General features: G+C 70.0%; 30 protein-coding genes. 25 read left to right on the plus strand and 5 right to left on the minus strand.

Annotated elements, in window-relative coordinates:
• Window positions 1-36: 36 nt before the first annotated feature.
• The 18 genes from prfA (at window position 37) to OUY22_RS19250 (ending at window position 15,919) form a co-directional block, all read left to right on the plus strand.
• A complete protein-coding gene (gene prfA, locus OUY22_RS19165) occupies window positions 37-1,089 on the plus strand; it encodes a peptide chain release factor 1 (protein ID WP_270156430.1) in 1,053 nt (350 codons plus the stop codon).
• Entirely contained in the window at window positions 1,086-1,940 is an 855-nt protein-coding gene (gene prmC / locus OUY22_RS19170) for a peptide chain release factor N(5)-glutamine methyltransferase (RefSeq protein ID WP_270156396.1), read from the plus strand. Before prfA ends, prmC begins: the two co-directional genes overlap by 4 nt.
• 103 nt (window positions 1,941-2,043) lie before the next feature.
• Entirely contained in the window at window positions 2,044-2,691 is a 648-nt protein-coding gene (locus OUY22_RS19175) for an L-threonylcarbamoyladenylate synthase (RefSeq protein WP_270156397.1), read from the plus strand.
• A gap of 150 nt (window positions 2,692-2,841) precedes the next feature.
• Entirely contained in the window at window positions 2,842-4,587 is a 1,746-nt protein-coding gene (locus OUY22_RS19180; protein WP_270156398.1) for a hypothetical protein, read from the plus strand.
• On the plus strand, window positions 4,587-4,961 hold the full coding sequence (locus tag OUY22_RS19185) for a hypothetical protein (protein ID WP_270156399.1): 375 nt from the start codon (window positions 4,587-4,589) through the stop codon (window positions 4,959-4,961). The genes OUY22_RS19180 and OUY22_RS19185 overlap by 1 nt, the downstream gene beginning before the upstream one ends.
• A gap of 51 nt (window positions 4,962-5,012) precedes the next feature.
• Window positions 5,013-6,272: a serine hydroxymethyltransferase gene (locus OUY22_RS19190; RefSeq protein WP_270156400.1), complete on the plus strand. Its 1,260-nt coding sequence runs from the start codon at window positions 5,013-5,015 to the stop codon at window positions 6,270-6,272.
• A 63-nt stretch (window positions 6,273-6,335) separates the two neighbouring features.
• A complete protein-coding gene (locus OUY22_RS19195; protein ID WP_270156401.1) occupies window positions 6,336-7,619 on the plus strand; it encodes a glycosyltransferase family 4 protein in 1,284 nt (427 codons plus the stop codon).
• 130 nt (window positions 7,620-7,749) lie between these two features.
• Window positions 7,750-8,172 (plus strand): hypothetical protein, encoded by a 423-nt coding sequence (locus OUY22_RS19200; protein WP_270156402.1) that lies wholly within the window; start codon window positions 7,750-7,752, stop codon window positions 8,170-8,172.
• Window positions 8,173-8,236: 64 nt separating this feature from the next.
• A complete protein-coding gene (locus OUY22_RS19205; protein WP_270156404.1) occupies window positions 8,237-8,452 on the plus strand; it encodes an AtpZ/AtpI family protein in 216 nt (71 codons plus the stop codon).
• 67 nt (window positions 8,453-8,519) lie between these two features.
• Window positions 8,520-9,314: a F0F1 ATP synthase subunit A gene (atpB, locus tag OUY22_RS19210; RefSeq protein ID WP_270156405.1), complete on the plus strand. Its 795-nt coding sequence runs from the start codon at window positions 8,520-8,522 to the stop codon at window positions 9,312-9,314.
• Between the two features lie 73 nt (window positions 9,315-9,387).
• Window positions 9,388-9,618, plus strand: coding sequence for an ATP synthase F0 subunit C (atpE, locus tag OUY22_RS19215; RefSeq protein ID WP_148033915.1), 231 nt, complete (start codon window positions 9,388-9,390; stop codon window positions 9,616-9,618).
• A gap of 35 nt (window positions 9,619-9,653) precedes the next feature.
• Window positions 9,654-10,211: a F0F1 ATP synthase subunit B gene (locus OUY22_RS19220; RefSeq protein WP_270156406.1), complete on the plus strand. Its 558-nt coding sequence runs from the start codon at window positions 9,654-9,656 to the stop codon at window positions 10,209-10,211.
• Entirely contained in the window at window positions 10,211-11,020 is an 810-nt protein-coding gene (locus OUY22_RS19225) for a F0F1 ATP synthase subunit delta (RefSeq protein WP_270156407.1), read from the plus strand. Before OUY22_RS19220 ends, OUY22_RS19225 begins: the two co-directional genes overlap by 1 nt.
• Before the next feature lie 23 nt (window positions 11,021-11,043).
• On the plus strand, window positions 11,044-12,693 hold the full coding sequence (gene atpA / locus OUY22_RS19230; protein WP_270156408.1) for a F0F1 ATP synthase subunit alpha: 1,650 nt from the start codon (window positions 11,044-11,046) through the stop codon (window positions 12,691-12,693).
• A 3-nt stretch (window positions 12,694-12,696) separates the two neighbouring features.
• Entirely contained in the window at window positions 12,697-13,599 is a 903-nt protein-coding gene (locus OUY22_RS19235) for a F0F1 ATP synthase subunit gamma (protein ID WP_270156409.1), read from the plus strand.
• Window position 13,600: 1 nt separating this feature from the next.
• Window positions 13,601-15,049, plus strand: a complete 1,449-nt coding sequence (gene atpD / locus OUY22_RS19240) for a F0F1 ATP synthase subunit beta (RefSeq protein ID WP_270156410.1) — start codon at window positions 13,601-13,603, stop codon at window positions 15,047-15,049.
• Between the two features lie 69 nt (window positions 15,050-15,118).
• Entirely contained in the window at window positions 15,119-15,520 is a 402-nt protein-coding gene (locus OUY22_RS19245; protein ID WP_270156411.1) for a F0F1 ATP synthase subunit epsilon, read from the plus strand.
• 24 nt (window positions 15,521-15,544) lie between these two features.
• Window positions 15,545-15,919, plus strand: a complete 375-nt coding sequence (locus tag OUY22_RS19250; RefSeq protein ID WP_270156412.1) for a DUF2550 domain-containing protein — start codon at window positions 15,545-15,547, stop codon at window positions 15,917-15,919.
• A gap of 38 nt (window positions 15,920-15,957) precedes the next feature.
• Here the strand turns inward: OUY22_RS19250 and OUY22_RS19255 are convergent, their stop codons facing one another.
• Window positions 15,958-16,548 carry a cob(I)yrinic acid a,c-diamide adenosyltransferase gene (locus OUY22_RS19255; protein ID WP_270156413.1) on the minus strand — a complete coding sequence of 197 codons (591 nt, stop codon included), beginning with the start codon at window positions 16,546-16,548 and terminating at the stop codon, window positions 15,958-15,960.
• Window positions 16,549-16,675: 127 nt separating this feature from the next.
• Here OUY22_RS19255 and OUY22_RS19260 point away from each other — a divergent pair, with 127 nt between their 5' ends.
• From OUY22_RS19260 to OUY22_RS19275, 4 genes are read left to right on the plus strand one after another with little or no spacing between them, the layout of a single operon-like run.
• Entirely contained in the window at window positions 16,676-17,572 is an 897-nt protein-coding gene (locus tag OUY22_RS19260; protein WP_270156414.1) for an ABC transporter ATP-binding protein, read from the plus strand.
• A 5-nt stretch (window positions 17,573-17,577) separates the two neighbouring features.
• Window positions 17,578-18,678, plus strand: a complete 1,101-nt coding sequence (locus OUY22_RS19265; protein WP_270156431.1) for an ABC transporter permease — start codon at window positions 17,578-17,580, stop codon at window positions 18,676-18,678.
• A complete protein-coding gene (locus tag OUY22_RS19270) occupies window positions 18,678-19,850 on the plus strand; it encodes a sensor histidine kinase (protein ID WP_270156415.1) in 1,173 nt (390 codons plus the stop codon). Before OUY22_RS19265 ends, OUY22_RS19270 begins: the two co-directional genes overlap by 1 nt.
• Before the next feature lie 42 nt (window positions 19,851-19,892).
• Complete coding sequence (locus tag OUY22_RS19275) at window positions 19,893-20,210, plus strand: STAS domain-containing protein (protein WP_270156416.1); 318 nt, start codon at window positions 19,893-19,895, stop codon at window positions 20,208-20,210.
• Window positions 20,211-20,252: 42 nt separating this feature from the next.
• On the opposite strand, the gene OUY22_RS19280 is transcribed toward OUY22_RS19275, so the two are convergent.
• The 4 genes from OUY22_RS19280 to nucS all read right to left on the minus strand — a co-directional run bounded on the left by OUY22_RS19280 (window position 20,253) and on the right by nucS (window position 24,170).
• The gene (locus OUY22_RS19280; RefSeq protein WP_270156417.1) at window positions 20,253-20,792 is read right to left on the minus strand and encodes a TetR/AcrR family transcriptional regulator; all 540 of its coding nucleotides are present in this window, start codon (window positions 20,790-20,792) and stop codon (window positions 20,253-20,255) included.
• A gap of 143 nt (window positions 20,793-20,935) precedes the next feature.
• Window positions 20,936-22,408: an aldehyde dehydrogenase family protein gene (locus tag OUY22_RS19285; protein WP_270156418.1), complete on the minus strand. Its 1,473-nt coding sequence runs from the start codon at window positions 22,406-22,408 to the stop codon at window positions 20,936-20,938.
• Window positions 22,409-22,504: 96 nt separating this feature from the next.
• Entirely contained in the window at window positions 22,505-23,275 is a 771-nt protein-coding gene (locus tag OUY22_RS19290) for an FG-GAP repeat domain-containing protein (protein WP_270156419.1), read from the minus strand.
• A gap of 232 nt (window positions 23,276-23,507) precedes the next feature.
• Window positions 23,508-24,170, minus strand: a complete 663-nt coding sequence (gene nucS / locus OUY22_RS19295) for an endonuclease NucS (RefSeq protein ID WP_270156420.1) — start codon at window positions 24,168-24,170, stop codon at window positions 23,508-23,510.
• Window positions 24,171-24,206: 36 nt separating this feature from the next.
• On the opposite strand from nucS, the gene OUY22_RS19300 reads away from it, so the two are divergent.
• From OUY22_RS19300 to OUY22_RS19310, 3 genes are read left to right on the plus strand one after another with little or no spacing between them, the layout of a single operon-like run.
• Entirely contained in the window at window positions 24,207-25,655 is a 1,449-nt protein-coding gene (locus tag OUY22_RS19300; RefSeq protein ID WP_270156421.1) for a 3-hydroxyacyl-CoA dehydrogenase family protein, read from the plus strand.
• Window positions 25,652-25,942 carry an ATP/GTP-binding protein gene (locus tag OUY22_RS19305; RefSeq protein WP_270156422.1) on the plus strand — a complete coding sequence of 97 codons (291 nt, stop codon included), beginning with the start codon at window positions 25,652-25,654 and terminating at the stop codon, window positions 25,940-25,942. Before OUY22_RS19300 ends, OUY22_RS19305 begins: the two co-directional genes overlap by 4 nt.
• 15 nt (window positions 25,943-25,957) lie before the next feature.
• Complete coding sequence (locus OUY22_RS19310) at window positions 25,958-26,671, plus strand: alpha/beta hydrolase (protein WP_270156423.1); 714 nt, start codon at window positions 25,958-25,960, stop codon at window positions 26,669-26,671.
• Window positions 26,672-26,681 lie beyond the last annotated feature (10 nt).

Raw genomic sequence — 26,681 nt, forward strand, 5'->3', positions numbered from 1 at the left:
TGGTTGAACTCAGCCCACACGACGAAGGACCCGACGGTGAACCTCGACGAGTTGCTCAAGGAATACTCCGAGCTGGAGCTGCAGCTCGCCGACCCCGCCGTGCACGCCGACCAGTCCAGGGCCCGCACGCTCGGCAAGCGCTACGCCCAGCTCACCCCCATCGTCGCCACCTACCGGGAGCTGGAGTCCGCCCGCGACGACCTCGTCGCGGCCAAGGAGCTGGCCGGCGAGGACGAGGGGTTCGCGGCCGAGGCGAAGGAGATCGAGGAGCGCCTGCCCAAGCTCGAAGAGCGGCTCAAGCACCTGCTCATCCCGCGTGATCCCAACGATGACAAGGACATCATCATGGAGATCAAGGCGGGCGAGGGCGGCGAGGAGTCCGCGCTGTTCGCCGGCGACCTGCTGCGCATGTATCTCCGCTACGCCGAGCGGATCGGCTGGAAGGCCGAGATCATCGACAGCCAGCCGTCCGACCTGGGCGGCTACAAGGACGTCACCGTCGCGATCAAGGCCAAGGGCGACGAGGGCGTGTGGTCCAGGCTCAAGTACGAGGGCGGCGTCCACCGCGTGCAGCGGGTGCCCGTCACCGAGTCGCAGGGCCGCATCCACACCAGCGCCGCCGGCGTGCTCGTCTACCCGGAGGCCGAGGAGGTCGACGTCCAGATCGACCCCAACGATCTGCGCATCGACGTCTACCGCTCCAGCGGCCCCGGCGGGCAGAGCGTCAACACCACCGACTCGGCGGTCCGCATCACCCACCTGCCGACCGGCGTGGTCGTCTCCTGCCAGAACGAGAAGAGCCAGCTGCAGAACAAGGAGTCGGCGCTGCGCATCCTGCGCGCCCGGCTGCTGGCCGTGGCGCAGGAGGAGGCCGACGCCGCCGCCCAGGCGGAGCGCAAGTCGCAGGTGCGCACCGTCGACCGTTCCGAGCGGATCCGCACCTACAACTTCCCCGAGAACCGCATCTCCGACCACCGCGTCGGCTTCAAGGCGTATAACCTCGACCAGGTTCTCGACGGAGAGCTCAACGCCGTCACCCAGTCCCTCATCGACGCCGAGATGGCGGAGAAGCTCGCACAACACTCATGACATTTCTGCTGGACGAGATCGCCCTCGCCACCGCCCGGCTGGCGGAGGCGGGTGTGCCGTCACCTCGCACCGACGCCGAGGAGATCGCGGCGTTCGTCCACGGTGTGCGCAGGAGCGAGCTCCACACCGTCAAGGACGCCGACTTCGACGCGCTGTTCTGGGAGGGCGTCGCGCGGCGTGAGGCCCGCGAGCCGCTCCAGCACATCACCGGCCACGCCTACTTCCGCTACCTCGACCTGGCCGTCGGCCCCGGGGTCTTCGTGCCCCGCCCCGAGACCGAGGTGATGGCCGGCTGGGCCATCGAGACGCTGCGCGCGATGGACGTGACCGCGCCGCTCGTCGTCGACCTCGGCACCGGCTCCGGCGCGATCGCGCTGTCCATCGCGCAGGAGGTGGCGCTGGCCGAGGTGCACGCCGTCGAGGTGGACCCCGACGCCTACACCTGGGCCAAGCGCAACATCTCCGAACACGGTCAGGGCCGCACCCACCTGCACCCGGAGGACCTGGCCGAGGCCCTGCCCGAGCTCAACGGCAAGGTCGACCTGGTCATCTCCAACCCGCCCTACATCCCGCCCGGCGCCGTGCCGCGCGACCCCGAGGTGCGCGACTACGACCCGGTCCGGGCCCTCTACGGCACCGGCGACGACGGTCTCGGCGAGGTGCGGGCGGTCGAGCGCACCGCGCGCCGCCTGCTGCGCCCCGGCGGCTGGGTCGCCGTCGAGCACGCCGACGAGCAGGGCAGGGCCGTCTACCTGCAGTTCTCCGAAGACAACGGCTGGCGGGACGTGCGGCTGCGCCAGGATCTCACCCGCAGGGATCGATTCGTCACCGCACGGCTCGGCCAGGACTAGGATGCACGCCAGCGGCGCGGCCCTCTCACGGACGACGCCGAACGAGGGGAAGGGAGGCGGCCTCGCACGACACCGCTCGTGAGCGGAGTGAGGCAACGAGACCGTGACCAAGCGCTTTGACTGCAGCGACCTCGACCAGCGGGCGGAGGGCCTCCGGGAGGCCGCCGAAGCCGTCCGGCGCGGCGACCTCGTCGTGCTGCCGACCGACACGGTGTACGGGATCGGCGCCGACGCCTTCACCGCCGCGGCCGTCACCGCACTCCTGACGGCCAAGGGCCGTGGCCGCGACATGCCGCCGCCCGTGCTCGTCGGCACCGTACGCGCCGCGAACGCCCTCGTCGAGGACCTCGGCCCCTACGGGCAGGATCTGATCGACGCCTTCTGGCCCGGCCCGCTGACCCTCGTCTGCAAGGCCAACCGCGCCCTGTCGTGGGACCTCGGCGACACCAAGGGCACCGTCGCCCTGCGCATGCCGCTCCACCCGGTGGCGCTCGACCTGCTCAAGGAGACCGGCCCGATGGCCGTCTCCAGCGCCAACCGCTCGGGGTCCCCGGCCGCGGCCACCGCTGAGGAGGCGGAGCAGCAGCTCGGCGACTCCGTCGCGGTCTACCTCGACGGCGGCAAGTCCGGCGACAACACCCCGTCGTCGATCCTCGACCTGACCACCGCCGTGCCGAGGCTCCTGCGCCGCGGCGCCATCCCGGTGGAGAAACTGCGCGGCATCATCGGGTACGTCGCCACCGACGCCTGACCGATACCGTCTGCTTATCCCGCCTGCGGGGTGGGCGGCGGCCCGCATACGGTGAGACCCGGGAGCAGCGACGTCCGGGAGTGGCCCATGGGCAAGTTCGACGGCATGGATCCCCAGCTCGTCCGCGAGCTGCTGGCGGAGACCAAACGGGTGGCCGTCGACCTGCGGGAGACCGAGGGGCGCGTCTCGCGGATCATGTCCAGGGCGGGCCTCTCCCTCCAGACCACGCATCGGCCCGTGCAGGTCGCGGATGAGGCGGACCGGATGGTCAAGGACGTCTCCGCCCGCCTGGACCTGCTGGAGAAGCGCGCCGCCGGCGAGAACCGCCGCACCGACCCTCCCACCGACACCGGCGAGAAGACCCCACCCGACGCCCGCGACACCAAACCGGACACCGGCAAACCGGACTCCGACGCCAAGCCCGACGGGAGCAAGCCGGACCCAGACGCCCGCGATGGCAAGCCGGACACCGGCAAACCGGATGCTGACGGCCGGGGGGAGAAGCCGGACGCGGATGGGCGGGATGAGAAGCCGGATCGGGGTCAGCCGGACGGCCGGGACGGCAAGCCGGATGCTGACGGCCGGGGGGAGAAGCCTGACGCGGATGGGCGGGATGAGAAGCCGGATCGGGGTCAGCCGGACGGCCGGGACGGCAAGCCGGATGCCGACGGCCGGGGGGAGAAGCCCGACGCGGATGGGCGGGGCGAGAAGCCTGACGCTGACGGCCGGGAGGAGAAGCCGGACGCCAGGCCCGATGGGGATGGCGAGCGGGACGGGAAGTGCGACGACACCGGGGCGCGCGATGACAGGCCCGATCAGGGCAAGCCGGACGCGGATCAGGGAAGGCCAGACCCGGACCGGGGCAAGCCGGACGTGGATCAGGGGGCGCCGGACGCCGAGCGGAGGGAGCCGTACCCGGACATCGGGGAGAAGCCCGATGCGAGGGATCAAGAGAAGCCGGACGTAGGAGACCGGGGGACGCCGGAAGAGGATCGGTCCGGCGCCAGGCCGGAGGACGACGGTCGGCGGGACGGGGTGTGCGACAACCGGCCGGGGACCGAGAAGCCCGACGTCGGCGAGCCCAGAGACGGATCCAGCCAGAACATCGCCGACACCCAGGCCAAGGATCATCCGGACGACATCGAGACCACCAGGCCACGGGTGGTCGAGGTCGACGGGGTCAAGGTCATCCAGGTGCCTCTCGATCCACCCACCGCGAGGGAACTGGAGAGCCTGCTCGACAACCTCGACCGTGCCCAGCCGGCCGACATGCCCACCGTGGGCGGCCCCTGCGACGACGGCGCCTCCCGGGACGCCGCGCCCGGCGAGGGACGCTCCGTTCCGGAGAACGGCCGCGACGGTTCGCCTGGTGAGAGGGCGCCGGAGAACGGCCGGGACGGTTCGTCTGGTGAGGGGCGTGGGGCCGGGAACGGCCAGAATGCCCCCTCGCGCGACGGCGGCACCGGCCTGGTGGTTCCGCCCACCCCGGCCCCTGATGGCGGCGCCACGGCCGTCGTGAGCATCGACGCCACGCTTCCTGGCAACGGGGCCGCGGTCACCGTCGACGCGTCGCCGCCTGACGATGGCGCCACGGCCGTCGTCAGCGTCGGAGCCCCGCTTCCTGACCACGGGGTCACGGCCGTCGTCGTCGACGCGTCGCCGGACGGTGACGCGGTCGGCGTGAGCGTCGACGCCGGCGCGACGTCGCGGTCCGCGGAGGGTGATCCGGCGGTCACCGCGGAGGAGTTGCGTGCGCTGATCGAGAACGCCGCGGAGGGCCCGCCGATGGAGAGGCCGGGCGTCGAGGTCCTGGACTGGGGGCCGGGGGCCGACGGTCCGCCCGGGCAGATCGAGCCCGGTGGGCCACGCCGGAGTGACGATGGGAGGAGCGCTTGATGTACGTGGATCCGCCCGCGCCGCGTCCCCGCGAGCTCGGCGAGATGCCGCCCGCCACCGCGACCGGTCCGCTGGACGATCAGCCCAGGGTGTGGGAGTTCAACCCCGAGTACCAGCGGCTGGTCACGGCCTGGCAGGAGGCTCTGCCCCTGCTGGAGCAGCTCGCGACCGCCGTGGACAAGGTCTACGCCAGGACCAGGAGCCCGCAGACGTGGGACGCCCCGGTGGGCTCGCGCTATGTCGAGGACATCGGCCAGTGGCGGAACAGGGTGGCCCTCTACCGTCAGGCCGTGCTGACGGCCATCAGCGACGAGGCGGCCGACACGCCGAGGTGGATCCCCGCTCCTGCCGGCGCGCCGCACGCCTTCTCCTGACGGAGGCGGCCAAACTAGGACAAACAGGTACGCCGCCGTACAGTGGGGGTCATGGGCGCAGGACCCTTCTACGGCCCGGACTTCGGGCTTCTGGAGGAGCGGGACCCGGAGCTGGCCGGCGTGCTGCTCGACGAGGTCGAGCGGGTGCGCGGCGGCATCCAGCTCATCGCCAGTGAGAACTTCGCCTCGCCCGCCGTGCTGGCCGCCCTGGGCTCCACGCTGAGCAACAAGTACGCGGAGGGCTATCCGGGCAGCCGCTACTACGGCGGCTGCGAGGTCGTCGACCGCGCCGAGAGGCTGGCGGTGCGGCGGGCGCGCGAGCTGTTCGGCGCGGACCACGCCAACGTGCAGCCGCACTCGGGCTCGTCCGCCAACCTCGCCGCGTACGCGGCGCTGCTGCAGCCGGGCGACCGGATGCTCGCCATGGCGCTGCCGCACGGCGGCCATCTCACGCACGGCTCGCGGGCGAACTTCTCCGGCCGGTGGTTCGAGGTGGCCTCGTACGGCGTGCGGCGGGACACGGAGCTGATCGACTACGACGAGGTCAGGGACCTGGCGGTGCGTCACCGGCCCAAGGTGATCGTGTGCGGGGCCACGGCCTATCCTCGGCTGATCGACTACGGGGTGTTCCGGGGGATCGCCGACGAGGTGGGGGCGTGGCTGATGGCGGACGTGGCGCACCCGATGGGGCTGATCGCGGGCCGGGCGGTCCCGTCCCCGGTGCCGTACGCGGACGTCGTCACCTTCACCACCCACAAGACGCTGCGCGGCCCGCGCGGCGGCGGCATCCTGTGCACGGACGAGCTGGCCGCGCGCGTGGACCGGGCGGTGTTCCCGTTCACGCAGGGCGGGCCGATGATGCACGCGGTGGCGGCCAAGGCGGCGGCGTTCGGGGAGGCGATGCGGCCGGAGTTCGCCGCGTACGCCCGGCAGGTGATCGCCAACGCGCGGGCGCTGTGCGCGGCGCTGGCCGAGGCGGGGATGCGGCCGGTCGCCGGCGGCACCGACACCCACCTGGCGCTGATCGACGTGCGGGCGCTCGGGGTGACCGGCGCCGAGGCCGAGCGCAGGTGCGCGGTGGCGGGCATCACCCTCAACCGGAACGCGATCCCGTACGATCCCGAACCCGCGCGGGTGACCTCGGGCGTCCGCGTGGGCACGCCGTGCGTCACCACGCAGGGTCTGGGATCGCGCGAGCTGGAGGAGGTGGGGACGCTGGTCGCCCGGGCGGTGCGTGAGCCGGAGGCGGCGGCGGACATCCGGGACAAGGTGGTGGCGTTGTTGGCCATACATCAGCCTTATCTGCCCTAATAATAAGCTGGTCTGTGTCGTTTTCCGGTCACAGGCGGCCGGAGCATCCGGGAAACTAGGTCCGTGCGCGAATACCTGTTCATGGCACTCATCGCGGCGGCGGTGACGTATCTGCTGGTCCCGCTGGTGCGCCGTTTCGCGATCCGCATCGGCGCCGCCCCCGAGATCCGCGAACGCGACGTGCACACCACGCCCACGCCCCGGCTGGGCGGCCTGGCGATGTACGGGGGTCTGGTCGTCGGGCTGCTGGTGGCCGGCCAGCTGGCCAACACCGGCGAGGCGCTGGCCGCCTCCGACGGCGAGCCGGTGCTGGCCCTGATCGTGGCGGGCGGCCTGATCACGCTGACCGGCTTCCTCGACGACTGGTGGGGCATGGACCCCTTCATCAAGCTGGCCGGGCAGATCGCCGCCGCCGGGGTGCTGGTCCACTTCGGGCTTCGGCTGACCTACATCCCGCTGCCGAAGGACTGGGGCGGCTCCACCAGCCTCGACTACACCCTGAGCACGATCATCACGATCCTCGTCGTGGTGGTGGCGATCAACGCGGTCAACTTCGTCGACGGGCTGGACGGGCTCGCGGCGGGCATCGTGTGCATCGCCGGCATGGCGACCTGGGCCTACTCCATCTACCTCGGCCAGAACGTCAGCGGTGACCGCATCACCACCACCGCCGCCATCTCCGCCGTGCTCATCGGCGCCTGCGTCGGGTTCCTGCCGCACAACTTCCACCCGGCCAAGATCTTCATGGGCGACACCGGCGCCATGCTGATCGGGCTGGTGCTGGCCTCGTCGCTCGTCACGGTGATGCCGGTGGACCCGTCGGTCATCGAGGGCATCAACCGGTTCGGCGTGCTGCTGCCGCTGCTGGTGCCCGCCGCGGTGCTGGTGCTCCCGCTCATCGATCTGATAACGGCCGTGGTCCGCCGCACCTCCTACGGGATGTCGCCGTTCGCGCCCGACCGCGGCCACCTGCACCACCGGCTGATGGACATCGGCCACTCCCACCGGCAGTCCGTCCTCATCATGTACGCGTGGGCGTTCCTCTTCGCGTTCGGCATCTTCGCGATGTCGGTGGTCAGCGTGCCGGTGCTGGCCTTCCCGGTGGTGATTCTGCTCGCACTCGGCGTGCTGGTGCTGATGGCCCTGCCGCGCTGGCGCGGCCGGGGCGGCGCGCACGCCTCGCGGGGCAAGCCGTCGAGCGACGACGACGGCCCGCCCACCGGTCCGATGCCGCCGTTGAGGCCGGAGACGGAGTTCGGCCGGCGGGTTCCGCCGCCGGGCGGGCCGCAGGAGCGGACCAGCACGGATCCCCACTCGGTCATTCCGCTCCATCCGGGCCGTCCGTGATCGCGCACTAGAAACGGCAGGTAAAAGCGGTCTTCTGTGAGCTTGTGATATCTTTCACGAGCAGGGCCCCCAGACGCTCGTGTCATGGGGGTAGCAAACGCTCGCTTGATAACTGGCTGATGGAGCACCGATGCAGGCCAACGACGTGCGCGTACTGAAGAGCGCCGCGCTTCCCACCCTCGGGGTCGGGGCGATCGCGCTGGTCGCGGCCTTCGTCCTCGCCGGTGCCAAGGGAGCGCTGGGCGCCGCGATCGGCGTGCTCCTCGTGTGCGTCTTCTTCAGCGTCAGCGTGGTCGCCGTGTCGTACGCCGCCCGCGTCTCGCCCCAGCTGATGGCCATCGCCGCGATGGGCAGCTACCTCGTGAAGGTCATCGTCATCATGCTGATGCTGGCCACCTTCGGCGACACCACGCTGTGGAATCCGCAGGCGTTCGCCTGGACCGTGGTGGTCTGCACCATCGTGTGGACGGGCTTCGAGGTCCGCGCCTTCCTCAAGACCAAGATGCTGTACGTCGACCCCGACGCCAAAGTCCCCGGACAGGGCGACCGATGAGCCTGGTAAAAGACGGGGTCCGATATGACTAGTCCTCTGCCCGCCTGCTATCGTCAGGGCCGCGATGAGCGAACAGGAACGCCGACCGGAGACAGACGGTCGCGACTTCGCCGACGCCATGTGGTCAGTCCCCAGCTATCTTCTCGCCGGGATGGCGGTCTACGGCGGCATCGGGTGGTTGCTGGACCGCTGGCTCGACATGTCCGCGTTCTTCCCCATAGGCATCGTCCTGGGGCTGGTGCTGGCCGGCTACGCGGTCTACCGACGGCACGGTCGCTAGCCCCGCGCCGCGACCACTTCGCCGAGGAAACTCCTGTGATCCACTACGACGTTGAAGGGAACGCCGCGTGAGTGCGCTGACGGTCCTAGCACCACCGGGCGGAGAGTTCCGGGCGCCGACGCCCGACGAACTGTTCAACCTGGGTCCCATCGCCGGCATCGCCTGGCTGACGAAGCCGGTGCTGCTCGCCATCCTGAGCTCGATCCTCGTGATCGGCTTCTGCTGGGCGGCCTTCGCCAAGCCCAAGCTGGTGCCGAGGGGAGTCCAGAACGTCGCCGAGTACGGCTACATGTTCGTCCGCGACCAGGTCGCCCGGCCCTTCCTGGGCAAGGACGCCGACCGGTGGATGGGCCTGCTCGTCAGCGTCTTCTTCCTGGTCCTGGTCTGGAACATCATGGGTGTCATCCCGTTCATCCAGTTCCCGGTCGCCTCGCACATCGCCTTCCCGTTCGTGCTCGCCCTCTCGATCTACGCTCTGAAGATCTACCTGGGCGTGAAGCACCAGGGCGGCATCGGCTACTTCAAGAACATGATGTTCCCGCCGGGACTGCCGAAGCCGATCTACCTGCTGCTGGCCCCGATCGAGTTCCTGTCGAACATGATCATCGCGCCGTTCACGCACGCGGTGCGACTGTTCGCGAACATGTTCGCGGGTCACATGCTGCTCGCCTTCTTCAGCATGGTGGGCTTCTGGTTCCTCTTCGAGAAGCTGACCCTGCCGGGCTCCACCATCGGCCTCCTCGGCGTGGTGATGACCATCATCCTCACCGGCTTCGAGATGTTCATCCAGTTCCTGCAGGCTTTCCTCTTCGCGATGCTGGCCGCGATGTACATCGGTGGCGCTCTGCACGCGGAGCACTGAGAACCACATACCGGAATATCCATGACCGGTGAGACTCCACTTCACCGGCCGTCCCAGTAAAGGAAATAGAGCAATGGGTCTTCTCGCTGAGGTCTCCGGCAACGTCACCGCCATCGGTTACGGTCTCGCCGCCATCGGCCCCGGCATCGGCGTCGGCATCATCTTCGGTCAGGGCGTGCAGGCCATCGCGCGTCAGCCCGAGGCCTACGGCCTGATCCGCCAGAACATGCTCCTCGGCTTCGTTCTCACCGAGGCCCTCGCCCTGATCGGTCTGGTCGCGCCGTTCATCTTCCAGGCGCTCTGACGACCAGAAGAATCCCCTGACGAAAGGCTGCACCCATGATCATGGCAGCTACGCTCCACGCGGTGGTGGCGGAAGAGGGCGCCAACCCTCTTCTTCCGCATACCTATGAGCTCGTCGTCGGTATCTTCGCGTTCCTGGTCGTCGTCCTCGTCGTCGGCAAGATCCTCGTCCCGCGCGTCCAGAAGACGCTGGCCGAGCGGACCGACGCCATCGAGGGCGGCATCAAGAGGGCGGAAGAGGCCCAGGCCCAGGCCCAGGCCCTGCAGCAGCAGTACGCCGAGCGGCTCGAAGAGGCCCGGCGAGAGGCGGCCCGGCTCCGCGAGGAGGCTCGCGAGCAGGCCGCGCAGATCAAGGCCGAGCTCCGCGAGGAGGCGCAGGCCGAGGCCCGTCGCCTCGTCGAGGCCGCGCACGCCCAGATCGAGGCCGACCGCCAGGCGGCGTTCGCCCAGCTCCGCACCGAGATCGGCCGCCTGTCCACGGACCTGGCCGGCCGCATCGTCGGCGAGTCGCTGGAGGACGAGGCCCGGCAGAGCCGCATCGTCGACCGGTTCCTTGACGAGCTGGAGAGCTCCAACGCGCAGGCGGTGCGCTAATGCGCGGCATGAGCAGGACGTCGCTGGCAGAGGTCGAGGAGCGCTTCAACGCGGTCGCGGGCAGCGCCGACCTCGGCGCGCTCTCCGACGAGCTGTTCGCGGTCGCGGATCTGCTCGACCGGGAGCACGGCCTGCGCCGGGCGCTGTCCGACCCGGCCAAGCCCGCCGAGCAGAAGGCGCAGACCGTGCGCGTGCTGCTGGAGGGCAAGGTCAGCGAGGCCGCGGTGGCCACCACCGAGGCGGCGGTCTCGGCCCGGTGGTCGCGCGTCGGTGACCTGGCCGACGTGCTGGAGCGGCTCGGCGTCGTCGCGGCGGCCGCCGAGGCGGAGAGCCTGAGCCGGCTCGACGACGTGGAGGACGAGCTCTTCCGCTTCGGCCGCATCGTGGCCGCCAACCCGGAGCTGCGCCGTGCGCTCAGCGACGCGGCGGCTCCTCAGGAAGGCAAGCGCGAGCTGCTGCGGTCGCTGCTCGGCGGCAAGGTGGCGCCGAGCACGTTGCGGCTCATCACGCAGGCCGTCGCACATCCGCGAGGACGTAGCCTGGAAGCAGGGCTGGAGGAGTTCGGCCGCCTGGTGGCTCAGCAGAGCCGGCGTCTGGTCGCCGTGGTCCGCAGCGCGGTCGAGCTGAGCGAGGAGCAGAAGCGGCGCCTCGTGGCGTGGCTGCGCGCCTCCTACGGACGTGACGTGCACCTGAACGTCGAGGTGGACAAGCAGGTGCTCGGTGGATTCTCGGTCCGCATTGGCGACGAGATCATCGACACCACCATTGTGGGACGAATCGAAGAAGTCCGCCGCCGGTTGGCCGGCTAGGCGAAGAGGGAGACAGAGTAGAGATGGCGGAGCTTACGATCCGGCCGGACGAGATCCGGGACGCGCTTGAGCGCTTCGTCCAGGCGTACGAACCGGAAGGCGCCGCGCGCGAGGAGATCGGGACCGTCGTCGACGCCGGCGACGGAATCGCCCATGTCTCCGGCCTTCCCTCGGCGATGGCGAACGAGCTGCTCGAGTTCGAGAACGGCACGCGCGGCCTGGCACTGAACCTCGACCCCCGTGAGATCGGTGTCGTTATCCTCGGCGAGTTCGCCGGCATCGAGGAGGGCCAGACGGTCCGCCGGACGGGCGAGGTCCTGTCCGTGCCCGTCGGCGACAACTTCCTCGGCCGCGTCGTCGACCCCCTGGGCAAGCCGCTCGACGGCAAGGGCGCGATCGAGCACGAGGCGCTGCGGGCCCTGGAACTGCAGGCCCCGTCGGTCGTCCAGCGGCAGCCCGTGAAGGAGCCGCTGCAGACCGGCATCAAGGCGATCGACGCCATGACCCCGATCGGCCGCGGCCAGCGTCAGCTGATCATCGGCGACCGCGGCACCGGCAAGACCGCGATCGCCGTCGACACGATCCTCAACCAGCGCGAGGGCTGGCTGTCGGGCGACCCGGCCCGCCAGGTGCGCTGCGTCTACGTCGCCGTCGGCCAGAAGGGCTCGACGATCGCGCAGGTGCGGTCCCGCCTCGAGGAGGCGGGCGCGATGGAGTACACGACCATCGTCGCGGCCCCGGCCTCCGACCCCGCGGGTTACAAGTACATCGCCCCCTACGCCGGTTCGGCCATCGGCCAGCACTGGATGTACCAGGGCAAGCACGTTCTCATCATCTTCGACGACCTCACCAAGCAGGCCGACGCCTACCGCGCCGTCTCCCTGCTGCTGCGCCGCCCGCCGGGCCGCGAAGCGTTCCCCGGTGACGTCTTCTACCTCCACTCCCGTCTCCTGGAGCGCTGCGCCAAGCTCTCCAACGACATGGGCGCCGGCTCGATGACCGGTCTGCCGATCATCGAGACCAAGGGCAACGACGTGTCGGCGTTCATCCCGACCAACGTCATCTCCATCACCGACGGCCAGTGCTTCCTGGAGACCGACCTGTTCAACGCGGGCGTCCGCCCCGCGATCAACGTCGGTATCTCCGTCTCCCGAGTCGGCGGCTCCGCCCAGGTCAAGGCCATGCGGAAGGTGGCCGGCACGCTCAAGCTCTCCCTGTCGCAGTACCGCGACCTGGAGGCGTTCGCGGCCTTCGCCTCCGACCTCGACGCCGCCTCCCGGGCTCAGCTGGACCGCGGTCAGCGGCTGGTCGAGCTGCTCAAGCAGCCCCAGTACTCACCGTTCCCGGTCGAGCGTCAGGTCGTGTCGGTGTGGGCCGGCACCACCGGTGAGCTCGACGAGGTGCCGGTCGAGGACGTCCGCCGCTTCGAGACGGAGTTCCTCGACTACCTGGCCTCCTCGCACAAGGGCATCTTCGACGGCATCCGTGAGACCAAGGAGCTGCCCGACGACGCGGTGACCGCTCTCAAGGACGCCATCACGGAGTTCAAGAAGGGCTTCACCACCTCCTCGGGTGAGCTGCTGGTGAAGGACGAGCCGGTGGCGCCGCTCGGCGCCGACGAGGTCGGCCAGGAGAAGATCAAGAAGGTCGTCCGGCCGGCGGAGAAGAAGTAGGACATGGGTGCCCAGCTAAGGCTGCTGCGGCGGCGGATCAACTCGGTCAAGTCGACCGCGAAGATCACGCGCGCCCAGGAGCTCATCGCCTCCTCACGGATCGTGCGGGCGCAGCAACGGATGCAGGCGGCGCTGCCGTACGAGCGTGAGATCACTCGCGCCGTCACCGGCGTCGTCAGCAACGCGGCCAGCGTCGACCATCCGTTGACCGTGGCGAAGGAGAACCCCGCCAAGGCGGGCGTCCTCATCGTCACCAGTGACAGCGGGTTCTGCGGCGGCTTCAACGCCAACGTGCTGCGCGAGGCCGAGGCCCTGCGCGGGCTCATCGAGGGACGCGGGATGCAGTACGTCCCGTTCGTCAGCGGAACCAAGGGTGTCACCTGGCACACCTTCCGCCAGCGCGAGATGGGCGGGCAGTGGACCGGTTTCTCCCGGAACCCGTCCTACGCCGACGCCAAGGAGATCGCGAACACGCTGATCGACTCCTTCAAGGACGACAACGGCATCGACGAGATCCACATCGTCTCGACCCAGTTCGTCTCGATGCTCACGCAGAACGTCGTGGTCAGGCGGATCCTGCCGCTGGAGGTCGAGGAGACCGAGGCGACGGAGTCCACCGCGATCCCTCCGTACTTCGAGTTCGAGCCGACCGCGGGCGACGTGCTGGAGTCGCTGCTGCCGCGCTACGTGGAGTCCCGCATCTTCACCGCGCTGCTGCAGTCGGCGGCCTCCGAGGAGGCCGCGCGGCGGCGCGCGATGAAGTCCGCGACCGACAACGCCAACGAGCTGATGCGGATTCTCACGCAGCAGATGAACCAGGCTCGCCAGGCGGAGATCACCCAGGAAATCAGCGAGATCGTCGGTGGCGCCAACGCGCTCGCTGACGCCGCAGCGGGGAAAGAGTGAAATGACTGCAGAGGCTGTTGAAACTGTAGAAACCCCCGCGGCCGGCACTGGCCGCGTGGCACGTGTCACCGGCGCCGTCGTCGACGTGGAGTTCTCCATCGACTCGATGCCGGACATCTATAACGCGCTCAAGGTCGACGTGACCCTGGGCGGCGAGACCAGGACCCTGACCCTCGAGGTCGCCCAGCACCTGGGTGACAACCTCGTCCGGGCCATCTCCATGCAGCCCACCGACGGCCTGGTCCGCGGCCAGGCCGTGCTCGACACCGGCGGCCCGATCTCGGTGCCCGTCGGCGACGTCGTCAAGGGCCACGTGTGGAACGCGCTGGGCGAGACGCTCGACGTGCCCACCTCGTCCCTGAAGATCGAGGAGCGGTGGGGCATCCACCGTCCGTCCCCGCCCTTCGACCAGCTCGAGTCGCGCACCGAGCTGCTGGTCACCGGCATCAAGGTCATCGACCTGCTCACCCCGTACGTGCAGGGCGGCAAGATCGGTCTGTTCGGCGGCGCCGGCGTCGGCAAGACGGTTCTGATCCAGGAGATGATCCGCCGGGTCGCCCGTAACTTCGGCGGCACCTCCTGCTTCGCCGGTGTGGGCGAGCGTACCCGTGAGGGCAACGACCTCTGGCTGGAGATGGAGGAGGCGGACGTCCTCAAGGACACCGCGCTCGTCTTCGGCCAGATGGACGAGCCGCCGGGCACCCGGCTGCGGGTCGCGCTGTCGGCGCTGACCATGGCGGAGTACTTCCGTGATGTCCAGAAGCAGGACGTGCTGCTGTTCATCGACAACATCTTCCGCTTCACGCAGGCCGGTTCGGAGGTCTCCACCCTGCTCGGCCGTATGCCGTCAGCGGTGGGTTACCAGCCGACGCTGGCCGACGAGATGGGCGTGCTCCAGGAGCGCATCACCTCGACGCGCGGTCACTCGATCACCTCCATGCAGGCGATCTACGTGCCCGCCGACGACATCACCGACCCGGCCCCGCACAACGCGTTCGCGCACCTCGACGCGCAGACCGTGCTGTCGCGGCCGATCTCGGAGAAGGGCATCTACCCCGCGGTGGACCCGCTCGACTCCTCCTCCCGGATCCTCGACCCGCAGATCGTGGGCGAGGAGCACTACCGGGTGGCCCAGGAGACCAAGCGGATCCTGCAGAAGTACCGCGAGCTCCAGGACATCATCGCCATCCTCGGCATCGACGAGCTCTCCGAGGAGGACAAGGTCACCGTCCAGCGGGCCCGCCGCATCGAGCGCTTCCTGTCGCACCCGATGTACGCGGCCGAGGCCTTCACCGGCCAGCCGGGCGAGACCGTGCCGCTGGACGAGACCATCGCCTCGTTCAAGGGGCTGTGCGCGGGTGAGTACGACCACCTGCCCGAGCAGGCGTTCTTCATGGTCGGTGGCATCGACCAGGCCGTGGCCAAGGCCAAGGAACTCGAGCGCCGCTAAATCGCCCTCTTACGGTGGTGGCGCGGCGGCCGGCCGTGCCACCACCTGATCGGAAAGGAACCTACACAAGTGGCCAAGCTACGCGTAGGGGTTGTCTCACCCGAGCGTGAGATCTGGTCGGGCGAGGCCGACATGGTGATTGCCAAGACCGTGGACGGCGAGATCGGTATCATGCCGCAACACGCACCTGTTCTCGGCGTTCTCGTCGAGGGCGGTGTGCTCCGTGTGAAGCGGGAGGGCGAGAGCGACCTGGTCGCCGCCGTTCACGGGGGTTTCATCTCCGTGGCGGACGACGAGGTGTCGGTGCTCGCCGAGGCGGCCGAGCTCGGCTCCGAGGTCGACGTCGCGGCGGCCCGTGACGCTCTCGACCGCGCCCAGGCCTCGGTCGAGGCCAACCAGGACGATGCCGACGCGGCGCTCGAGGCCAAGCGGGCTCGGGCACGGCTGCGGGCGGCGGGCGAAGAGGTCTGACTTTCACGAGCCTTGGGGGGCGGCATGGTGGCAACGTTGGTGATCTGCGCGCTGCTGGCCGTCGCCCTGAGTGCCCGGGTGTTTCTGGTTGCCCGCCGCGGCAACGTACCCTGCCGCCTGAAAGCGGGCGACGGGGGCTGGCGTGCCGGAGTGGCACGTTACGCCGACGGGGAGCTCCACTGGATTCCCCTCTGGGATGTGCGACTGAGGCCGCGCCACGCGATCGCGAGGCGCGGCCTCGTCGTTTCCGGGCGCAGGGAGCTCGACAACGGTCTGTACGCGGTCGACTGCTCGGGCTCGACCCGCGACATCTCGCTGGCGATGAGCGCCGACGCGCTGACAGGTTTCCTGGCCTGGCTGGAGTCCGCGCCGCCGAGCGCCCATCTCGGCGTCGCCTGACCGGCGTCGGCGGGGCCGGCGGGGCCGGTCAGGCGGCTCTAGCGGGTGCCGCCGGGCTTCCAGAGGATCTCGTCGCCGTCGTGGGCGATCCGGCACAGGATGAAGAGCAGGTCCGACAGCCGGTTGAGGTAGGTGGCCGTCAGCGGGTTCATGTCGTCGTGCTCGCCCAGGGCCGCCCAGGTGGTCCTTTCGGCGCGGCGGACGGTGACGCGGGCCAGGTGGAGCGCGGCGGTGGCGGGGTCGCCGCCCGGCAGGATGAAGCTGCGCAGCGGCTTGAGCCGCTCGTTGAAGTGGTCACACCGCTCCTCCAGCCAGTCGACGTAGGACTGCTCGACCCTTAGCGGCGGGAACTCGGGGTTCGCGGTCACCGGGCTGGACAGGTCGGCGCCGAGGTCGAACAGCTCGTTCTGAACGCGCCGCAGCACCGTCACCAGGTCGTCGGCCAGGGTGCCGTGCGACAGGGCCAGCCCGAGGTGGGCGTTGGCCTCCTCCACGTCGGCGTAGGCGGCGAGCCGCAGGTCGGTCTTCGACGTCCGGCTCATGTCGCCGAGCGTGGTCGTGCCGTCGTCCCCGGTCCGGGTGTAGATCCGGGATAGAACGACCGGTTTGTCGTTGTCTGGGCGCGTCATGCCTTCAGCGTAATGACAAATGTCATCCGGATCGGACGCGTACCGCACCCCAGGCCCCTGATTTCCGCAACTACCAGGTCGAATGCCGAATACGTCACTATCGGGACATGATGAAGGAGAGGACCTGATGCTCGAGATCAGCGGACTGCGCAAGCGCTTCGCCGGCTCCCCCGGGACGCCCGAAGGCAAGCAGGCACTGGACGGGATCGGCTTCACCGTCCGGCCGGGGGAGATGTTCGGCTTCGTGGGCGCCAACGGCGCGGGCAAGTCGACGACCATGCGGATCGTGATGGGCGTGCTCAAGGCCGACGCCGGCACCGTGACCTGGCGCGGCGAGCCCGTGACGTACGCCGACCGCCAGCGCTTCGGCTACATGCCGGAGGAGCGCGGGCTCTACCAGAAGATGCGCGCCAGTGAGCAGATCGAGTACTTCGGCCGGCTGCACGGGATGAGCCCGGACCGGGCGAAGAAGGCGACCGAGGACCTGCTGGAGCGGCTCGGACTGACCGAGCGCAGGAACTCCAGCGTGGAGTCGCTCTCCCTGGGCAACCAGCAGCGCGTGCAGCTCGCCGTGGCGCTGGTGCACGACCCGGAGCTGCTGATCCTGGACGAGCCGTTCTCCGGCCTCGACCCGATCGCGGTGGAGGCGCTGGCCACGGTGCTGCAGGAGCGGTGCCGCGGGGGCGTGCCGGTGATCTTCTCCAGCCACCAGCTCGAACTGGTGGAGCGCCTCTGCGACTCCGTGGGGATCGTCTCCGCGGGCCGGATGGTGGCCAGCGGCCCGGTCGACGAGCTGCGCGCCGCCGAGGGCGGCACGCTGCGGGTCGTGGTCCGCAACCCGGCCCCCGGATGGGCCGACGGCCTGCCGGGCCTGGTGAGCGTGCAGGGTGATCGCCACGTGCTGGTCACCGAGGACGGCGACGACCAGGAGATCCTGCGCCGGGCCGTCAAGGCGGGACATGTCGAGCACTTCGGGGTCGAGCAGCCGACCCTCACCGAGATCTTCAAGGAGGCCGTGGCGTGAACGGGATGATGCTGGTCGCGCGGCGGGAGATCGTCACGCAGATCCGTACCCGGTCGTTCATCTTCAGCCTGCTGATCACCGTGGTGATCGTGGGAGCCCTCGCGTTCGCGCCCAAGCTGTTCGACGGCCCCGACGCGTACACGCTCGGGACCGTCAACTCGCAGCAGCTGCCGCTGGAGGCGGCGGCGCCGGACATGGAGTTCGAGTGGCGCGCCTACCCCGACGAGGCGGCGGCGACGCGGGCGGTGCTCGACGGGGACGTGGACGCGGCCCTGGTCGACGGCAGCAAGGTGCTCACCGACGGGGAGATCGACACCGAGCTGGGCGTGCTGTTGCAGAGCACGCACCGGGAGGTGAAGCTGGGCCCCGCGGGAGTGAACATCGCCCCGCTGCAGGTGGAGTCCGTCGGCGCGGACACCCGTTACGAGGCCGCCCGGACGGGCATCGCGCTGGTGCTGGTCCTGGTGCTCTTCATGCTCATCATCGGGCAGGTCATGACGGTGGCCATGGGCGTGGTGGAGGAGAAGGGCAGCCGGATCGTGGAGATCCTGCTCAGCTCGGTGCGTCCGTGGCAGCTCCTCGGCGGCAAGATCATCGGGCTCGGTGTGCTCGGCCTGATCAACCTCGGCTCGATCCTCGCGGTCGGTCTGGTGGCCTCCTACGTCTCCGGGTTCGCCGCCGACTTCCCGCCCGGTATGACCGGCATCATGGCCGGCGTGATCCTCTGGTTCGTGCTCGGCTACGCGTTCTTCGCCACGCTGGGCGCCGCGCTGTCCGCTCTGGTGTCCCGCCAGGAGGAGGTGGGCAACGTGATGTCGCCGATATCCATGGTCATCATGGCGGCCTACTTCGTGGCCTTCTACGCCGTCAACGACCCCACCGGGCCCGTCGCGACGATCGTCTCCTTCGTGCCGCCGTTCTCCTCCATGGTGATGCCGGTGCGGATGGCGGCCACCGAGGTGCCCCTGTGGGAGGTCGCGGCGTCGGTCGGGCTCATGGTGCTGGCCGTGCTCGCCACCCTGTCCTTCGGGGCCAAGGTGTACGAGCGCGCGGTGCTGCGCACCGGTGCCAGGGTGAAGCTCGGTGAAGTCCTCCGCGCGAAGTGATGGACGCGATCGAGCGGGCGCGCCGCAGGACGTGGTGGATGCTGGCGTTGTTCGGGCCCTTCGTGTGGCTCTTCGTCGGCGTCCGCCTGGTCCTGTCGGCGGTCAGGGGAGACCCGCTGCCGTGGGCGCGCACCGCGGTCGCGCTGGTTCTGCTCGCCGGCTTCACCTGGCTCTACCTGCGGATCTGCACGGCGGTGGTCGAACACCGGTATCCCACCCGTGAGGTGGTGGGAGCCGGCGGGCTGGTCGTCGCCGCGGCGGCGGTCGGCGGCGCGGACCCGGCGTCCTTCGGCATGGCGCTGGTCGCGTGGCTGTCGGTGGCCTCGCTCGGGGTGCCGGCCTGGGCCGCCGTCCTCATGGCGGTGGGCACGGCGGGCGCGGGCGTCGCCCTGGGTCACCTGAACTACCTGATCGATCCGGACCTGCTCGTGACCGGCGACTGGAGCGAGGGCAGGACCCTGCTGTTCCTCGGCGTCACCTACGGCCTCGTGTGCGCGGCCTTCCCGCCGGCCAACCGAATGTGGATGTGGATGCTGGAGCTCACCATCCAGGCGCACCAGGGCAGGGAGGCGCACACCCGGCTCGCGCTGGCCGAGGAGCGGCTGCGCTTCTCCAGGGACCTGCACGACCTCGTCGGGCACCGGCTGTCCACGATCGCGGTCAAGGCCGGGCTGGCCGTGCGGCTGTCGGACGCGGACGCTGACGCGGCCAGGGCGCAGATGGCGGAGGTCAACGACCTCACCCGCCAGGCCCTGCGCGAGCTGCGGCAGGCTGTGCGCGGCTACCGGGAGCTCGACCTGACCGCCGAGCTGAACAGCGTCAAGGACGTGCTCGAAGCGGCCGGCATCGACTGCCGCTGCCATCTGCCCTATCGCGACCTGCCCGGCGATGTGGCCCCGGTGTTCGCCTACGTGATCCGGGAGGCCGTGACCAACGTGCTGAAGCACAGCGCGGCCACCTACTGCGACATCCTGGTACGGTTCACCGACGACCGGGCCGAGCTGCGGGTACGCAACGACGGGGCCGGGCCGCGTGACGGCGGCGACCCCGGCAGCGGGCTGCCGGGGCTGAGGGAGCGGGTGGCGGCCCTCGACGGCGAGCTCACCGCGGGGCCCGTGGGCGACGGGGAGTTTCTGCTCACGGCGGTCGTGTCCCTGCCCGTACGTGGGTAGGGGATATGGGTCGGGGTCATATCCCCTGTTGAAGGAGGTGGCATGCGCGTCCAGGGCAATCTGAAGGGTCAGGTGGTACGGCTCGGCAACCGGCTCGACGCGGGCACGTCGGCGGGAGTGCGGTCGCGCCTGCACGAGGCGGTGCAGTCCGGCGCCGGCGATCTGATCCTCGACCTGTCCGACCTGGAGATGATCGACGCGACGGGTCTCGGCGTGCTGGTGGGCACGCACCGGCTCGCGCTCGACGCCGGACGCCGCGTGGTGCTGCGCGCCGTGCCCCCGCGGATCATGCGGATCCTGGCGGTGACCCGGCTGAACCGCGTTCTCCACGTCGAGGCGCCGGCCGCAGCGGTGGCGTGAATTTCCATTCCAGCGGCATTTATCAATAATTGCGGGCGGCCGTTATGGCGCCAGCGCTCTGAGGAAGAGATGTACGGCGACGCCCACGAGTTCGTCGAGCTCCGGCGGTTCCCCGGCCAGCAGCCATTCGATGAGAAGCTCCTGGAGCCCGCCTATTACGCCCAGCGCGACCAGCCGCCGATTCATCCCCGGCGCCTGCGGGAAATCGGCCCAGGCTTCCTCCACGAGCCGCGCGAAGGAGTCGATCGCCCGCTGCCGCGACATCATCAGCACATCGCCTGATCTGCGCACCTCCACATGCATGATCCGGGCCCTGCGCCAGTCGGCCGTGGCGAACTCGACATAGGCCCGGATCCCCGCCCTGATCCGGCCGTCGAGCGTGTTGGGCGCGTCCTGCACGGCCTTGGACACCGCCGCCAGGCTTTCCTCGACGCAGCGCTCGTGCAGCGCCTGTAAGAGTTCCTCGCGGCCCCCGAAACATTCATAGAAGGCGCGGTTGGAGATCCGCGCCTCCGAGCACAGCCTTTCGATCGTCGTGGCCGCGAAACCTGGTTTCGCGTAGAGCGTGTAGGCGGCTGTCATCAGCCGCTCGCGTCTGTCGGCCAGCCTTTGTTCCGCTGACATTCCCCGGTAAGACCGGTTCACATTCCACCCGTCCAACATGATCGTGGCCCCCGAGCACACAATTATGGATGGATGATCGGATTGTGGAAAGGGCAGACAGATTACCTCTTACGTCGTCCGTGCAAGAACGTGACAACTTTGATCAGCCGCTCAAGCTCCTCCGGCTGCCGGGAGAACGAGGTCAGCCGCATTCCGGGCACCGCGAAGCGCTGCCGCGCGATGGACTTGGCGCGGGCGAACTCCCGCAGCCCGTCGGCGCCGTGGATCCGCCCGAAGCCGGAGTCGCCCGTACCGCCGAAGGGCAGCGAGGCCACACCGGCGAACGAGATGACCGAGTTCACGGCCGCCATCCCGGTGCGCATCGCGCGCGCCAGCCGCATCGCCCGGCGCCTGTCACCGGAGAACACCGTGCCCGCCAGCCCGTACGACGTGTCGTTGGCCAGCTCCAGCGCCTCCTGCGCGTCCTTGGTGCGGCGCACCGTGATCGTCGGCCCGAACGTCTCCTCGCGCACCGAGGGGGAGTCCTCCGGCACGTCCTCCACGACCACCGGATCGACGTACGGCGGCCGCACCGAGTCCGGACCGCCCGTGACCGCGCGGCCTGACTTGGTCGCGTCGTCGATGTGCCGTTTGATGATGTCGAGCTGCGCCGGCATGGTGATCGGCCCGTAGTGCTCGCCCGCCTTCACCGTGGCGACCCGCTCCGACAGCGTCCGCATGAACGGCTCGTACACGGCGTCGACCACGTACACCCGCTCCACGCCCACGCACGTCTGGCCCGCGTTCGCCAGCGCGCCCCACAGGCAGGCGTCGACCGCGGCCTCGATGTCGGCGCCGTCGTCCACGATGAACGCGTCCTTGCCGCCGCACTCGGCCACCATCGGGGTCAGGTTCTCCGCGCAGGCCGCCATCACCCGCTTGGCCGTCGCGGTGGAGCCGGTGAAGGCGATCTTCTTGACCCGGGGGTCGCGCGCCAGGAACGCGCCCGTCTCGCCCAGCCCCGTCACCGTCTGGAACACCGGCCGCTCCGGCACCGCCTCCGCGAACAGCTCCGCCAGCTTCACGCCCACCCCCGGCGTGAACTCGCTCGGCTTGAACACCACGGCGTTGCCCGCCGCGAGCGCGTAGGCGATCGAGCCCATCGGCGTGAACACCGGGTAGTTCCACGGCCCGATGATCCCGACGACGCCCAGCGGGAGGTACTCCAGCGTGGCCGCCAGGTTGGCGCCGATCATCCCGCCCGAGACCCGGCGCGGCCCGAGCACCTTGCGCGCGTTGCGGGCGGCCCAGTCGATGTGCGTGATCGCCAGCACGATCTCCAGAGTGGCGTCCGCGACCGGTTTGCCCGTCTCTTCGTGCACCAGCTGAGCCAGGGCCCGCAGCTCGCGCGTCACGACCGCCTTGTAGTCCAGCAGCCTGCGCCTGCGGCCCGCGTGTCCCAGCTCCTCCCACCAAACGGCGGCTTCCTGCGCCCGGCCGACCGCTTCGCGCACGGCTTCGGCGTCATGCTTGTGGTGGCTGCCGACGACCGTGCCGGTCGCCGGGTTCAGGGATTCGAACGTGAGCGTCGTCATGAAGCCAAGATAGAACGGTAAGCTGTTGCTTACTAGCGCCTCCGTACACGCGTATCCGGCCGGCCATCTTGCGGCCGGCCGGATACGCGTGCGCGATCAGAGGATGGTGTCGAAGGCGTGCCAGTTGTTGCCGATGGTTTCGCCGGTGTTGGCTTGGAAGCCGCCGGTGCCGTTGCCTCGGTAGAGCTGGAGGTCCTTGGTGGTGGCGTTGCGGGCGATCAGGTCGGCCTTCCCGTCGCCGCTGAAATCGGGCACGGCCGACCCGAGGCCGATGGTGTCCACGATGATCTGCGCGTCGTCGGCCTGGGGTTGGTACCGGTCCGGATATGCGGAGACCTGCACCTTCTGGCACACCTCGCCAATGGGCGCGGTCCGCCAGGAGTTGTTGGGGTACTTGTCCTGCATCTTGTTCAGGAACGCGTTGGTCGCCCATGTGGGGTTGAGGCGCTGCGCCCTGGTGCCCCAGGACGCCCGCTGCTGGAACAGCCCCAGGCTGTCGTGGTCGAGCTCTTCGCTGATGTTGTCGATGCTGCTCTCCACGATCGTCGTGGTGATCGCGATGACCGCGGCTCTCTCGTGCAGGCCCCTGGCCTTGACCGCCTGGATCACCATGCGGGCGCAGGAAACCCGGTAGGCCGTCATGTAGCCCCGCATCTTGGCCCGCAGCTTGCCGTTCAGGAGGGTGGCGGTCCGGGCGTCGGAGGAGTCGGCGCCGTTCGGGTCGCACGGCGCGACAGCCTTGGCCGTGTTGACGTCCGAGGCCCGGGGAGCGGGCGTGGGGTCCGCCAGGGCGGCGGTGGGCAGAGCCAGCGCCAGCCCGGCCGCCACACCCGCGATCAGCACGGCGCCGGTACGCGTCATCTTCATCGGAGTCCTCGTCTCGTCGATTCGGCTTACGGATGACGAGAGTGCGACGAGGTCCTGCAAAAGCGCTGCAGAGCGGCTGTAAGCGGCTGTAAGCGTCGCAGCCGCCGGAACGGTTCACGCACGCTCAGACAGGACTACGGCCCGGTGTCCGGCACCACGAGACCACCGCGTGAAGGGTGGAACGACGCTCTTGAAGGGCGCGGTGTAAATTCGCTGAAACGCCAGGTCGGCCCTAGAACAGGGTCGGGTTCTCCGGCTCGATGCCGCGCAGCGCGGCGTAGTCGAGCGTGACGCACTCGATGCCCCGGTCGGCCGCCAGCACCCGGGCCTGCGGCTTGATCTCCTGAGCGGCGAACACCCCGCGCACCGGGGCCAGCAGCGGGTCGCGGTTGAGCAGCTCCAGGTAGCGGGTGAGCTGCTCAACGCCGTCGATCTCACCCCGGCGCTTGATCTCCACCGCCACCGTGGCGCTCTTGGCGTCGCGGCACAGGATGTCGACCGGGCCGATGGCCGTCATGTACTCGCGCCGGATGAGCGTGTAGCCCTCGCCGAGGGTGGTGATGTGCTCGGCGAGCAGCTCCTGCAGGTGGGCCTCGACGCCGTCCTTGATCAGCCCGGGGTCGACGCCCAGCTCGTGGGAGGAGTCGTGGAGGATCTCGGCCATCGTCAGCACGAGCTTCTCGCCGGTCTTGCCGTGGGTGACGGTCCAGGTCTCGCCGTCCTCCTTGAGCTTGCACGGCGGGTTCATCCAGTTGAGCGGCTTGAAGGCGCGGTCGTCGGCGTGGATCGACACGCTGCCGTCGGCCTTGATGAGCACGAGCCTGGGGGCCATCGGCAGGTGTGCCGTGAGCCGTCCGATGTAGTCGACGCTGCAACGCGCGATGACCAGCCGCATGAGAGTCCACCCTAGCGGCTCTGTAAAACTACGAGCATGGCGTTTGAAATGGTGGGAGTGGTCGGGCTCGGCACGATGGGTGCCGGAATCGCGGAAGTGTTCGCCCGGGGCGGGCTGCGGGTCATCGGAGTGGAGGCCGACGCCGACGCGCTGGCCCGCGGCCGGGGCCACCTGGAGAGATCGACGCAGCGCGCGGTCGACCGGGGCAAGCTGGCGCCCGCCGACCGCGACGCGGTCCTGGGCCGGATCACGCTCACCACCGCCAGGGAGGACCTGCGGGAGGCGGACCTGGTGGTCGAGGCCATCCCCGAGGTGCTCGGCCACAAGACGGCGCTGATGCGCGACCTGGACGGCATCTGCAAGCCGGAGACGGTGCTGGCCACCAACACCTCCTCGCTGTCCGTCACGGCGATCGCCGCCGCCACCGGGCGGCCCGGCCGGGTGGTGGGCCTCCACTTCTTCAACCCGGCCCCGGTCATGCGGCTGGCCGAGGTGGTCCGTACGGTCGTGACCGACGACGACGTGGTGCCGGCGATGCGGGGGCTGGCCGTACGGCTCGGCAAGACGGCGGTGGTGGTCGGCGACCGCGCCGGGTTCGTGGTGAACCGGCTGCTGCTGCCCTACCTGAACCACGCCGCCGTGCTGATGGAGCAGGGCGTGGCCGGGCGCGACGACATCGACGCGGCGATGCGTCACGGCGCGGGGCTGCCCATGGGCCCGTTCGAGCTGCTCGACCTGATCGGGCTCGACACCGCGTACGAGATCATGGGCGTGCTGTTCGACGAGACCCGCGACCGTCGCCACGCGCCTGCGCCGGTGCTGCGCGAGCTGGTCTCGGCGCGGCTGCTGGGCCGCAAGACCGGGCGCGGCTTCCACGGCGGCGATCCCCGGCCGCACGAACCCGCCAAGTCCTCGGTGATCACCTTCGACATCGCCGGATCGGGCGGCGACGAGCTGGTGGAGCGGCTGCGCGCGGCCGGCTTCAGGTCGGCGGAGGAGCCCGACGTGCTGCTCCGCCTGGCCGACCGGCCGATGATCGAGCACGCCGTGCAGCTCCGCGACCCGGCCAGGATGGTCGGCGTCCACCTGGTGGGCGGCCGGGTGGCCGAGGTCGTCTCCACGGTCCTCACCTCGGCGGAGGCGGCCCACGCGGCCGCCGACCTGATGAAGGTGATCGGGCTGACGCCGGTGGCGTGCAGGGACCGGGCGGGGTTCGTGGTGGACGCGCTGCTCTACCCGTACCTCAACGACGCCGTGCGGATGTACGAGTCCGGCTACGCCTCGATCGACGAGATCGACTCCGCGATGCGGCTGGGCTGCGGCTACCCGGCGGGGCCGTTCGAGACGCTCGAGACCATCGGCCTCGACACGGTCCGGGAGGGGCTGCGGGCCCTGTACGCGGAGTACCGCGAGCCGGCCTTCGCCCCGGCGCCGCTGCTCGACCAGCTCGTCACGGCGGGCGTGCGCGCCTTCCCGCGGCCATGAGCCCGCGCCGCGCCCGGCGCAGGGAGTCCGCCCGGCCCGCCGTCTTCCCGCGCAGCGCCGACCGGGTGGAGGAGTGGCCGGACGGCGCGTGGAAGGTGCGCTCGCTCACCGGCCAGACGTCGACCAAGGACTACCGCTGCCCCGGCTGCGACCAGGAGATCCAGGGCGGCCGGCCGCACCTGGTCACCTGGCCCGACTGGCCGGGCGGCGAGGAGGAACGTCGCCACTGGCATCCGGTGTGCTGGCGCAAGAGACTGGACCGCGGCCCCGGCCGCAGCCGCTACTGACGACGAAGGAGCACTGTGGAGATTCGCGCGGCGACCGTGCTGCCCGCCCGGCGTGAGCCGATCGAGCTGCACACCGGCGACGGCCTGACCTTGGTCGGCGAGCTGGCCCTGCCCGAGGGACGGCCTCCGGTGGCGACCCTGGTGACGCTGCATCCGCTGCCGACCCACGGCGGCTTCATGGACAGCCATGTCTACAAGAAGGCCGCCAACCGGCTGCCCGCGTTGGCCGATCTGGCGGTGCTGCGCTTCAACACCCGCGGCACGTCCTCCGATCACGGCACCTCTCAGGGCGCGTTCGACGGCGGCGAGGGCGAGCGGTTCGACGTGGCCGCGGCGCTGGAGTACGCCGAGTTCCACGACCTGCCCAGGGTCTGGGTGGTCGGCTGGTCGTTCGGCAGCGAGCTGGCGCTCAAGTGGGCGCACGATCCCCTGGTGGAGGGGGCCATCCTGCTGTCGCCGCCGTTGCACAGGGCCACCGACGCCGACCTCGACGCCTGGGCCCGGTTCGGCCGGCCGCTGATCGCGCTGGTGCCCGAGTTCGACGACTACCTGCGCCCCGACGAGGCCGAGCGCCGCTTCGCGCGGGTGCCGCAGGCCGAGGTGGTCGGCGTCGAGGGGGCCAAGCACCTGTGGGTGGGCGAGCCGTACGTGCGCATCGTGCTCGACGAGATCGTCCGCCGCGTCGTCCCGGACCGTTACCCCCTCCCCACCGAGATCTCAGCCCCATAGAATCTCGTTC

Origin of the sequence: Nonomuraea corallina (genome assembly GCF_027620315.1) — a bacterium.
GTDB classification, from domain to species: Bacteria; Actinomycetota; Actinomycetes; order Streptosporangiales; family Streptosporangiaceae; genus Nonomuraea; species Nonomuraea corallina.